Origin of the sequence: Palleniella muris, assembly GCF_004792655.1 — a bacterium.
In the GTDB taxonomy this organism is placed as follows: Bacteria; Bacteroidota; Bacteroidia; order Bacteroidales; family Bacteroidaceae; genus Prevotella; species Prevotella muris_A.
Genome location: NZ_SRZC01000039.1, coordinates 1 through 11,336 on the forward strand (window position 1 = coordinate 1; position 11,336 = coordinate 11,336).

At 43.1% G+C, this 11,336-nt stretch carries 14 protein-coding genes and 1 pseudogene; 8 read left to right on the top strand and 7 right to left on the bottom strand.

Features of this window, described 5'->3' with window-relative positions; all coding sequences use genetic code 11:
• Positions 1-824: 824 nt before the first annotated feature.
• The 5 genes from E5358_RS14630 to E5358_RS14650 form a co-directional block, all read right to left on the bottom strand.
• Entirely contained in the window at positions 825-1,022 is a 198-nt protein-coding gene (locus tag E5358_RS14630; protein ID WP_135940899.1) for a helix-turn-helix domain-containing protein, read from the bottom strand.
• Positions 1,023-1,210: 188 nt separating this feature from the next.
• Complete coding sequence (locus tag E5358_RS14635; protein WP_135940900.1) at positions 1,211-1,444, bottom strand: hypothetical protein; 234 nt, start codon at positions 1,442-1,444, stop codon at positions 1,211-1,213.
• A gap of 293 nt (positions 1,445-1,737) precedes the next feature.
• On the bottom strand, positions 1,738-1,965 hold the full coding sequence (locus E5358_RS14640; RefSeq protein ID WP_135940901.1) for a hypothetical protein: 228 nt from the start codon (positions 1,963-1,965) through the stop codon (positions 1,738-1,740).
• A 9-nt stretch (positions 1,966-1,974) separates the two neighbouring features.
• Complete coding sequence (locus E5358_RS14645) at positions 1,975-2,322, bottom strand: phage holin family protein (RefSeq protein ID WP_135940902.1); 348 nt, start codon at positions 2,320-2,322, stop codon at positions 1,975-1,977.
• A 2-nt stretch (positions 2,323-2,324) separates the two neighbouring features.
• Positions 2,325-2,534, bottom strand: a complete 210-nt coding sequence (locus tag E5358_RS14650; RefSeq protein ID WP_135940903.1) for a YtxH domain-containing protein — start codon at positions 2,532-2,534, stop codon at positions 2,325-2,327.
• A 224-nt stretch (positions 2,535-2,758) separates the two neighbouring features.
• On the opposite strand from E5358_RS14650, the gene E5358_RS14655 reads away from it, so the two are divergent.
• The 8 genes from E5358_RS14655 (at position 2,759) to rplT (ending at position 9,457) form a co-directional block, all read left to right on the top strand.
• Positions 2,759-3,235: an SPOR domain-containing protein gene (locus E5358_RS14655; protein WP_135940904.1), complete on the top strand. Its 477-nt coding sequence runs from the start codon at positions 2,759-2,761 to the stop codon at positions 3,233-3,235.
• Between the two features lie 33 nt (positions 3,236-3,268).
• Positions 3,269-3,685: a Holliday junction resolvase RuvX gene (gene ruvX, locus E5358_RS14660; protein WP_135940905.1), complete on the top strand. Its 417-nt coding sequence runs from the start codon at positions 3,269-3,271 to the stop codon at positions 3,683-3,685.
• Between the two features lie 17 nt (positions 3,686-3,702).
• A complete protein-coding gene (gene def / locus E5358_RS14665; protein ID WP_135940906.1) occupies positions 3,703-4,266 on the top strand; it encodes a peptide deformylase in 564 nt (187 codons plus the stop codon).
• A 75-nt stretch (positions 4,267-4,341) separates the two neighbouring features.
• Positions 4,342-5,871, top strand: a complete 1,530-nt coding sequence (locus E5358_RS14670; RefSeq protein ID WP_135940912.1) for a tetratricopeptide repeat protein — start codon at positions 4,342-4,344, stop codon at positions 5,869-5,871.
• A 125-nt stretch (positions 5,872-5,996) separates the two neighbouring features.
• Positions 5,997-7,967 (top strand): threonine--tRNA ligase, encoded by a 1,971-nt coding sequence (thrS, locus tag E5358_RS14675; RefSeq protein ID WP_135940907.1) that lies wholly within the window; start codon positions 5,997-5,999, stop codon positions 7,965-7,967.
• A 138-nt stretch (positions 7,968-8,105) separates the two neighbouring features.
• Complete coding sequence (gene infC, locus E5358_RS14680) at positions 8,106-8,792, top strand: translation initiation factor IF-3 (protein WP_135940908.1); 687 nt, start codon at positions 8,106-8,108, stop codon at positions 8,790-8,792.
• 88 nt (positions 8,793-8,880) lie between these two features.
• Positions 8,881-9,078: a 50S ribosomal protein L35 gene (gene rpmI / locus E5358_RS14685; protein WP_135940909.1), complete on the top strand. Its 198-nt coding sequence runs from the start codon at positions 8,881-8,883 to the stop codon at positions 9,076-9,078.
• A 34-nt stretch (positions 9,079-9,112) separates the two neighbouring features.
• Complete coding sequence (rplT, locus tag E5358_RS14690; protein ID WP_135940910.1) at positions 9,113-9,457, top strand: 50S ribosomal protein L20; 345 nt, start codon at positions 9,113-9,115, stop codon at positions 9,455-9,457.
• A gap of 406 nt (positions 9,458-9,863) precedes the next feature.
• Here rplT and E5358_RS14695 read toward each other — a convergent pair.
• Positions 9,864-10,714: pseudogene (locus E5358_RS14695) on the bottom strand (methylated-DNA--[protein]-cysteine S-methyltransferase).
• 13 nt (positions 10,715-10,727) lie between these two features.
• Positions 10,728-11,243, bottom strand: a complete 516-nt coding sequence (locus E5358_RS14700) for a methylated-DNA--[protein]-cysteine S-methyltransferase (RefSeq protein ID WP_135940911.1) — start codon at positions 11,241-11,243, stop codon at positions 10,728-10,730.
• Positions 11,244-11,336 lie beyond the last annotated feature (93 nt).

Sequence of the window (11,336 nt, forward strand, 5' to 3'; positions counted from 1 at the left end):
TTGACACAACTGTGGATAGCTGGAAAGGGTGGAACTATCTGGCATTCATAGTCATATTTGTTAAAAAATGTCTTAAATCCAATTAGTTTAAACAACTTCATATCTAATATTTCTGTTGCAAAATTACAAAGAAATAATCAAGGACTGCTGTTTTCGCATTTCCGATTGGTTAATGAAACGTTGCCAATTAGTTAATGGTTTTATTGTTGCTCAAAGAATCCAAAGAAAATAAAGAGTTTTTCTTTGGATGTACATTTAAGATAAGTGTAATGGCGAAGCAGATTCTTTCTTTTCTTTGGTTTCTTAGAGCAATATTGTTACTTGATTTTATCGGACACAGGGAGGGGAATTAGAAAACTCAGGGTATTTTTGCCCTCAGAGAATCGGCTGTAGATTTTTTGAAAGGAAAACCCTCTGAAAATCGCAGGAATTCCGTTGCCATTTATTGCTTTGAAAACCAATAAGTTTTGTTCTTGTTCTTTCTTTGCATGTGCGAAAAATGGCTTGTTTGTTACTGTTTGGAGCATAAATCATAGCCTTTTGCGGGCTAAAGTGATACTGTTTGTATAGGAGAAGATATCTTTTGGCACTGTTGAAGGCTGTCTTTTCCAATGTGAAGTGTGAATTTTCGCTTAAAGAAGCCTGATTTTTACTATTATGATAAATAGGGCATTAGAAAACTAATGCAGTTTTTTCGTATGGGAATCAGATGTTTTCTGTGCATAATTTCCTGTCTCAGGGTGCAAAAGAAATCGGTCTTATGCGGATAAAGAATATTCTTATTGGTTCTTAGGAAGGCAAAATAAGTTTTGTGTGGAGCATTGTTACAGGCTTTTTGCAAGGTCATCAAAGAAATTGTGGTTGAGGACTTTGCAGATACGGGTCAGTGTGTCGGTGTCGATATATTGACGGCTGATTATTTTGCAGACATTGGCAGGGGAGCAGTTGAGTGCGCGTGCCAACCACGCCTGTGAGCGTTGCTGACGTTTCAGTTTCCGGTCTATCAGTTTTCCGGCATGCATGGTGTTTCACAATGAGCCGTCCTGCTCCCAACGGGCGGAGAATAAAGAAATGGGAAGTTATGCTGGCATAGATACAAAAAAGTGTGGGAGTCCTTGCCGCTCGTCCCACGATTCGAGGCTGTCGCATTGCCCATCACAGTTGAACGAGCAACGCCGAAGCCCACACCGATATGTTTATACACGACCCACTAAAAGAGTGCTTTTGCTGCACCATTGACAGACCGGAAAGTGTATAACACACCCATAGGGCGTCCCCGCTGCCTTGTTCCTGACTGTGATTGGAGGTTGCGACATTCCGAATCGTCAAGCACAAGCGTTAAGTTACGCTCTTCAATAAATATGCACCCACCCTCATCCTCTTGTGGCTTCGACGCTTCGTTGCGGAAGGTTCTCGGAGCAGGATATTCGGATAGGTTTTGCAAAATTAAGCATTTGTCGTGAGACTGCCAAATTTCGGGGCAAATAATTGTTGTTTTCTCGAAGTTGCATTCTTTTTTCAAGAGGGAATTGCTCTAAGAAAATAAAGAAAGAAAAGGATTTGCTTCGCTTTAGTGTCAAAATCTTATGCGGGCAAAGAACGATGTCAGTGTATTCTGTTATAAGAAGAGGTCTTAAGAAAACAAAGAATCCGCTTCGCAGACACATTGAAAACCAGTGCAATAGCGAAACGGATGTGGAGTGCGAACTATTTAGAGTGCTAATTTTGTTGAGAATTTTATTTTCTCAATCTCCGATAAAGTTTCCAGCCAAGGAGTGCGCCGTCCATTAGTCCCAATCCGGTGTTGGCATATTTAAGAAGGCGTTGTGATGGAGTGCTGAAAGTTTTGTCCTCTTTCGGGTGAAAGACATCCTCCCAAAGGATGGAGATTTCTTTTTCTTTCCGATTGATGGCTTTTTGCAGTTCAGCTTTCTTGGCTATTATGTCGTCGATGTCGTTGTACATGGAATGGGGTCAGTTTGTGAGTATTTCTGCAAAAAGTTTGATTAGAGGTTTCTGTATCCATGCTTTGCGTTTGGCATATATAAGCATGAACAGCAGAAGATAGAATCCTGCAACGGTAAGGAAAGCTGCGAATGTAGGCATTATGTCGCTTAATGCGTATACGGCAGCGAATGAGAGGAATATGATGAAAAGCAGGATGAAAAATGATAATATGATTGCCAGCAGGACGAATGTCAGCAGGCGCACTATTTTTTCAACAGCACTGAGTTGCAGAAATTCCTTCTGCAACCCAATGTAGTCTTTGAATGACTCTATGATAAGAGCCAGTTTCTCTATGTTCTTGTCGTTACTGAACATTATTACTCTGCATTGATATCAACGAGGTCCTCTGCGAGTTCAGCCATTTCCTTCTTGGAAAGCTCGAGGTTGTGCTTGTCACAGAAATCCTTGATCGTTGATGAGATTTTCTTACGTGTGTCTTTTCCTGACTCCGGAGCTGCGAGCAGACCGATTGCTGCACCAGCGATAGCGCCACCGAGGAATGCGCCAATGTAACCTAATGTCTTCATAATTCTTTAGTTTTTAAGTTGATAATAATTACGATTGTGAATTCGTGTCGCAAAAGTAAGAAAGATTTTATACCCGTCCAAATATTCCGTCTAAAATTATGCTAAAACGCAGGATAATTTGTTGAATTTATTATTTTTATACAGTTTTTGTTGGATATGTCGCGATTTATTATTAATTTTGTACCCAGATAAAATCAGTCAGAAACAATCATTATTTATATATCATGAAGAAAAGTATTACTATTTGCGCGGCTGTTTGCGCAGGTTTAGTGTTGGCAAGCTGTGGTTCAAGCAAAGAGTCTGCATACCGCAAGGCTTATGAGAAGGCTCAGGCTCAGGAAAATACAACAGTCATAGAGCAGCAGACTACAGAGCAGGTTGTGGCTCCGGTTGTGGAGCGTCCGGTTACTGACAACCGTACAATGGACAACAATGACAATGTTGCTGTGCGTTCGGAGAAGGTGCAGCTTGTCAGCGGAGCAGGAATAAAGGGCTTCGGCGTGGTTGTCGGCTCTTTCGGACTTAAGGCTAATGCAGAGAATCTCCAGAGCCGTATCCCCGGTTCTCAGATTGTCTTCAACCCTTCTAACAACATGTATCGCGTTGTGGCTACAACATCTGACAGCAAGGCAGAGGCTGTGCAGAGCCGCAACAACCTCCGCTCACAGTATCCTGACGCTTGGTTGCTGTACAGCAAATAATGTAAATGAAGGTTGCACGTTTAGAGAATTTATATGCGAATACTTTCTGTTGACTACGGAAAGAAACGTACAGGTTTGGCAGTCACTGACCCATTGCAGATAATTGCAAATGGGTCAGTGACTGTCGCTACATCTGATTTGATGCGGTTCCTGAAGGACTATTGCGCAAAGGAGGAGGTGGCGACGATTGTTGTCGGTGAGCCATGGCAGCCGAATGGTAAGCCAAGCGAGAACCTTCAGCGTGTCCGCTCGTTTGTCGGGCTTCTCAAGAAAAGTTTTCCTGACAAAGAGATTGTGCTCTATGATGAGCGTTTCACATCTGTGATAGCGCACCGCACGATGATTGATGCCGGGTTGCATAAGAAAGCCAGGCAAAACAAAGAACTTGTGGACGAGATTTCTGCAACGATAATTCTTCAGGATTACATGGAGTCTCGTCGTTTCAAATAAATTATGGAGAAATAATTATGATATTACCTATATATACTTACGGGCAACCTGTATTGAGGAAGGTTGCCGAAGACATTACCTCTGATTATCCGGATTTGAAGCAGTTCATTCAGGATATGTGGGAGACACTTGCTGTGAGTGAGGGAATAGGGCTTGCAGCGCCTCAGGTGGGCAAGTCGGTCAGGGTGGTTGTCATAGACCTCGACCCGTTGGCAGATGATTTCCCTGAATATAAGGATTTCAAGAAAGTCTACATCAATGCCCACATCATAGAGTCGGACGAGGATGCAAAGAAGGAAACTTTGCAGGAGGGATGCCTGTCTTTGCCGGCTATCCATGAGAATGTCACTCGTCCGACACGTATCCATGTAGAGTATGTGGACGAGGACTTCAATCATCATGACGAATGGGTTGAAGGTTACCTTGCTCGTGTGATGCAGCATGAATTCGACCATTTGGAAGGACACATGTTCATTGACCGTATTTCTCCATTGCGCAAGCAACTGATAAAGTCTAAGCTGAAAGCTCTTCTGCATGGTCGTTTCCGTTGCGGATACAAGACAAAGGCTCCAAGAGTGTGAAGCGTAATTGTGTTTGGGTGAAAAGGAAACGGATTCCGGTTGTATAGCAGTTTGAACAGAATACTGACATTTTCAATGCTTTTGTGCTTTTCCTTGGTTGGAAAGGCACAATTCAACACCGATCGTCTCATGACGACCGGAAAAATTGCATTGCACTATGAGGACTATGCTCTGTCCATACAGTATTTTTCACAAATAATAAATGCCAAGCCGCATCTGTATGAGCCATGGTACATGCGTTCTGTCGCGAAATTCTACCTTGACGATTACAGTGGTGCGGAGCAGGATGCCACAGAGGCACTGCGGTTAAACCCTTATGTGTCGGAGCTTTATGATCTTCGAGGCATAACGCGTATTCGGCAAAAAGACTATTCGGGAGCGATTGTTGACTATACGGATGCGGTAAGGCGTAATCCTACCAATAAGAGCTATTGGTACAATCGTGCTGTCTGTCGTATGGAGAACAAGGAGTACGACAAGGCACATCTTGAACTCGATACGATTATAGGCAAATGGAACACATTTTCAAGTGCTTATAACATTAAGGCGGAATTGTTTATCCAGCAGAAAGATACGGCGTCAGCTACCGAATGGCTTGATAAAAGTATTGCGATTGACCCATACAATGCTGATACGTGGATGACACGTGCAAGCATTTCTTTGAACAGGAAGGAGTGGAAGGATGCAGACGAATATTTGTCAAAAGCGTTGCATATTCGTCCGAAATTTGTTGCCGGTTATATAAACAGAGCCCTTGCACGCTGTAATATAAACAATCTGCGTGGCGCAATGTCCGACTATGACATAGCTCTTGACATAGACCCGAACAATTTCCTCGCGCATTATAACCGCGGGCTTCTGCGCCAGCAGGTAGGTGATGACAACAGAGCCATAGAAGACTTTGACTATGTCTTGCAGATGGAGCCGGGCAATATAATGGCGTTGTTTAACCGTGCAATATTGCTTGATGCAACAGGAGATTTGCATGGAGCGATCAGGGACTATTCCAAGGTGATAGATGAGTTCCCTAATTTCTGGACAGGATTGTCACGCCGTGCGAATTGTTATCGTAGGCTTGGCATGACAGGAAAGGCAGAAAAGGATGAGTTCAGGATTCTGAAAGCCCAGATGGACAAGCACTTGGGAATACAGAAACGTTGGAGCAAGTCCAAGTTGAAGGAAATGCGCAAAAAGAGCGATATTGACTTGAATAAGTACAGCTCGCTTGTTGTCGAGGACGATAATCAGAAAGAGCATGAGTACCAGAGTGAATATCGTGGCAAGATTCAGAACAAGAGTGTGAAGATAGAGCTTCTTCCGGAAGATTTCTCTTCAAGTTTGGAGCCGACAGAGGCAACAGACTACTATGTTCAAGGCACTCGCATGGCAAAAGTAGGGGACTATAAAGGCGCGATAGAAGCTTTCACACAGGCTATTGAGAAAGATTCGCGAATGCAGGAAGCGTATTTTAACCGTGGACTGTGCTATGTCTTCTCCGACAAGCGGAAAGAGGGCATGAATGATTTGAGCAAGGCCGGTGAGTTGGGCTTGTATAGTGCTTACAGCGTTATGAAAAAGCTGAATAAAGAGAAAAATCCACGTTAAAAGGAATTTGCGGACAAAAAAGTCTGTTCTTTTCTTTGATTTAGAGAAAAATATATTAATTTTGCATATTGAATAGTAATGTGGCATGTCATCCGTACGACTTGCCTGTAAAAACAAATTAATCAATGATAAGAATAACATTCCCAGACGGTAGCGTGCGCGAGTATGAGGCAGGCGTTACCGGTTTTCAAATTGCAGAGAGCATTTCTCCGGCTCTCGCACGCAGCGTTGTATCCTGCGGCGTAAATGGGGAGACCGTAGAACTTAACAGACCGATAGAGGCAGATGCTCGTATTGCTTTGTATAAGTTTGATGATGAGCAGGGAAAGCACACATTCTGGCATACAAGTGCCCATCTTCTCGCCGAGGCTCTTCAGGAATTATATCCCGGAATCCAGTTCGGTTTCGGCCCTGCTGTTGAAAACGGCTTCTTCTATGATGTCCTTCTGCCTAATGGCGAGATGATAAAAGAGGGGGATTTCAAGAAGATAGAGGACAAGATGATTGAGTTGGCACGCAAGAACGAAGTTGTTGTCCGTCAGGAAATATCAAAAGCAGATTGCCTTGCACAGTTCGGTGCTGCCGGTCAGACTTATAAGTGTGAGCATATAGAGCAGGATCTTGCTGATGGCTCTATTACGACATATACTCAGGGCAACTTTACAGACTTGTGTAAAGGTCCTCATCTTGTCTCAACTGGAGACATCAAAGCAATAAAGCTGACTGCCATTGCCGGAGCATTCTGGCGTGGTGATGCCACAAAAGACCAGATGCAGCGTCTCTATGGCATATCATTCCCAAAGAAAAAGATGCTTGATGAGTACCTTCTTATGCTTGAAGAGGCAAAGAAGCGTGACCATCGCAAGATAGGCAAAGAGATGGAACTCTTCATGTTCTCAGAGAGGGTGGGAAAGGGTCTTCCTATATGGCTGCCGAAAGGCACAGACCTTCGCATCCGTCTTCAGGATATGCTTCGCAAGATACAAAAGACCTTTGGTTACCAGGAGGTTATAACTCCTCATATCGGTTCCAAGAACCTGTATGTGACTTCGGGTCATTATGCACACTATGGAAAGGACTCTTTCCAACCAATACATACTCCGGAAGAGGATGAGGAGTACATGCTTAAGCCGATGAACTGTCCGCACCACTGTGAGGTGTTTGCATGGAAGCCACGTTCATACAAAGATTTGCCATTCCGTTGTGCTGAGTTCGGAACTGTTTATCGTTACGAGAAATCCGGCGAGCTTCACGGCTTTACTCGTGTACGCTCATTCACTCAGGATGACGCACATATTTTCTGCCGTCAGGACCAAGTTAAGGATGAGTTCCTTCGTGTACTGTCTATTATCCAAACAGTATTCACAATATTTGGCTTTGGAGAAGATCAGGTAGAGTTCCAAATATCTCTGCGCGACCCGGAAGACAAGGAGAAATACATTGGATCAGATGAAGTTTGGGCATCTGCAGAACAAGCTATCATTGACGCTTGCAAGGAAAAAGGCATTAAAGCACGTTGTGAGTTGGGCGAGGCTGCATTCTATGGACCAAAGCTTGACTGCATGGTGAAAGACGCTATCGGTCGTCGTTGGCAGCTTGGTACAATCCAGGTTGACTACAACCTTCCGGAGCGCTTCAACTTGGAATATACAGCAGAGGACAACTCTAAGCGTCGTCCGGTGATGATTCACCGCGCCCCATTCGGCTCTTTGGAGCGCTTTACGGCAGTACTCATAGAGCATACCGCAGGTCATTTCCCACTTTGGCTTGCTCCGGAGCAAGTCGCCATCCTTCCTATTTCTGAGAAGTACAATAGCTATGCTTTGGAGGTTGCCAATTATTTCGACACTGTAGGTGTGCGTGCAACTGTGGATAACCGCAATGAGAAAATCGGTCGCAAGATTCGTGACAATGAATTGAAGCGCGTACCTTATATGGTTATTGTCGGTGAGAAAGAAGCTGCGGAAGGAACCGTAGCAATGCGTCAGCAGGGTGGTGGAGACCAGGCGGTTATGCCAAAAGAGGCATTTGCAGAGCGTATACTTGGCGAAGTTGCAGAAATGCTTAAAGCTACCAATTTGAAGCCTGAAAACTGAGATTTGTTGTAAATTATGTTAAAAGTCGTGATGCAAAGATACTTTGATACTATATATATTAATGAAAATTAGTATCTTTGCATCCGATTTTTTGCAAAATCAATATTTAATGGTAACAGCCAAACCATACAACGTTTAATGAAGATAGACAAAAAGAAAGAGCAAAACCAATACCGTATCAATGAGCAGATTCGTTGCAAAGAGGTACGTATTGTAGGTGATGACGGAGCTATGGTCATCTCCACACGTGAGGCTCTCCAAATGGCGAGAAGCCGTGAGGAGGATCTTGTCATGATTTCGCCAAATGCCGAACCACCGGTTTGTCGCATCATTGACTACTCTAAATTCCTTTACCAGCAGAAGAAAAAGGCAAAGGAAATGAAGCAAAAGCAGGTGAAGGTGGAAGTCAAGGAGATTCGTTTCGGACCTCAGACAGACGAGCATGACTATAATTTCAAACTCAAGCATGCAAAAGAGTTCCTTGAAGAAGGAAACAAGGTTCGTGCGTATGTCTTCTTCCGTGGACGTTCGATTCTTTTCAAGGAACAGGGAGAAGTGCTTCTCCTGCGCTTTGCCAATGATTTGGAAGAGTACGGAAAGGTTGAACAAATGCCAAAGCTTGAGGGCAAGAAGATGTTCCTCTTCATTGCGCCAAAGAAGTCCGGTGTGGCAAAGAAATCACAGCAGAAACTTGACCGTGAACGCCGTGAGGCTGAAGCAAAGAAATCAGTACAGCAGGCTGAGGTCGAGACTCCTGCAAATGGTGGACTTGCTGCAAATGCCAAAGGTGCAGAGGCTCTTGCCAATCTCAAATTTGAGGATTAATATCCAGCATATAGCATAGGAAATAAGTGCGTAACGCCTGGTATATGCGTTGCCACAATATATTAATAATTAATTAAACAACAAAAAAATGCCAAAAGTAAAGACTAATTCCGCTGCAAAGAAGCGTTTTTCTTTCACCGGATCAGGTAAGATTAAGCGTCGTCACGCTTTTCACAGCCACATTCTGACAAAGAAGACAAAGAAACAGAAGAGAAACCTTCTCGGTTTTGAAATTGTTGATTCTTCAAACACAAAGCAGGTTCGTGACTTGCTGCGTCTACGTTAATCTTATTGTCTAACTTTTTAAAAGTAAGAAAACTATGCCAAGATCAGTAAATCACGTTGCATCTCGCGCAAAGCGCAAGAGAATCCTTAAGCTCACCCGTGGCTATTTCGGAGCACGTAAAAATGTTTGGACTGTTGCCAAGAATACTTGGGAGAAAGGTCTCACTTACGCGTATCGTGACCGTAAGAACAAAAAACGCACATTCCGCGCATTGTGGATTCAGCGTATCAATGCAGCAGCTCGTCTTGAGGGACTCAGCTACTCACAGTTGATGGGTGCTCTTCATAAGGCTGGTATTGAGATTAACCGTAAGGTTCTCGCTGACCTCGCTGTTAACCACCCAGAGGCATTCAAGGCAATTGTTGCCAAGGTAAAGTAATTTAGTCAGAAAACTACATTTACCAACATAAGCCATAATACTCATTTTTCAACAAGTATTATGGCTTTTTTGTATATGATTATTACACGTTTTGCAGGAGAAGTCTGTTAATTAATATTTATTATAAGTAAAATATAATAATACTGTTTGCTTTTGTAAAAATATTATATAATTTTGCAGTGTGTTTTTCATGGTATTAGATATTTAAGGTAACTAAGAGCGTTTGTCGTGAGACAAGCGATGTAAGTTTCAGCCACCCTATTTTATCTTTAGGTGGCAAAACGACCGATAGTTCGTTTGGGAAAATCCAAACGAACTATCATTGTTTTTGTAGGATATATACGATTTCAGACAAATCGAGGGCGATGGGTGTTTTATAGCGGTAGAGGATATTATTTGTTTTATGTCATCTAATAGATTCTTGTTTTGCTGCTTCCCAGCCAATAATGGCTGTTTTACGGATTTCGCCCCAATGATAGTTACCGAATTCTCCTGTTGCACGGATTACACGATGACATGGAATAAGGAATGCTACGGGGTTCTCACCAATAGCTGTACCTACTGCACGGCAGGCTCGTGGGTTTTCTATGCTTGCAGCAATGTCGCCGTATGTGGTCATTCCACCCATAGGAATTTTCAATAATGCTTCCCATACTTTCATCTGAAATTCAGTTCCTTTCAAGTGTAGTTTTATTTCACTGAGTTTACTCCAGTCTTGTGTGAAAATGAACAAGGCATTCTGCTGAATGCTGTCAAGTGTTTGTATGAACTTGGCATTTGGAAATTTTCTTTGCAATGAGCTGAACGCTTGAATATGGTCATCGGCAAATTCCATGCTGCATATACCTTTTGGAGTAGAGGCTATCAATATATCTCCGAAAGGAGTTGTGGCAAAGCTGTAATTGATTAAAAGATTCTCGCCACCGTTCTTGTATTCTCCGGGTGTCATCCCCTCGATGGTGATAAACAAATCGTGTAGCCGCCCTGTACCGGATAATCCCACTTCCAGAGCTGTGTCGAAAAGTGATGCGTGTGTCTGTTGCAATATGCGCTTGGCATATTCTATGTTAAGATATTGCAGAAACTGTTTAGGAGTAATTCCTGCCCACTCCTTAAAAATCCGTTGAAAATGAAACGGACTCATATTCACGGTCTCAGCTATGGTTTTCAATCCGGCTGTTCTTTACGATTATCCCTTATGAACCGGATGGCTTCAGCAATGCGGGCATAGTTCACTTCGTCCTGTATTCCTTTCATTCCAATGATGCTTTTACAGAATACCTTCCAGCTCCAACAACAACTGTTTGGCTTCCAAACCACCTCCGTAGCCTGTCAGTGAATGGTCGCTGCCGATGACACGGTGGCATGGAGCAAAAATCGAAATAGAGTTAGCGCCATTTGCATTGGCAACCGCACGGACAGCTTTTGGCAAACCGATTTCTTTTGCCATTTCTCCGTATGAAATTGTTTTCCCGAAAGGTATTGTCAGCAAGAAATTCCATACCGTTTTCTGAAAATCCGTACCAACAAACATCAATGGCACATCAAACGTCTTGCGTTCTCCAGCAAAGAACTCGTCAAGCTGCTTTTCTGCCATCCCGATAATCTCTGATGTTCCTTCCTCAAACTCTGCTTTCAGGATTCGTTTCAGACGCCTGTCCACATGGTCACGATGCTTCTCGACCTGCCAATCACAAAGGCAGAGCTTATCGCCAAACGACCCGAGCATCAAAACTCCACATGGCGAGTTGTAACGCTTTATCTTAATGATACTCTTTTCTTTCATAACTTTCATACATATTTTACAAGGTCGGTAACCTTTATTTGAAGTTGTTTAAACTAATTGTATTTAAGACATTTTTTAACAAACATGACTATG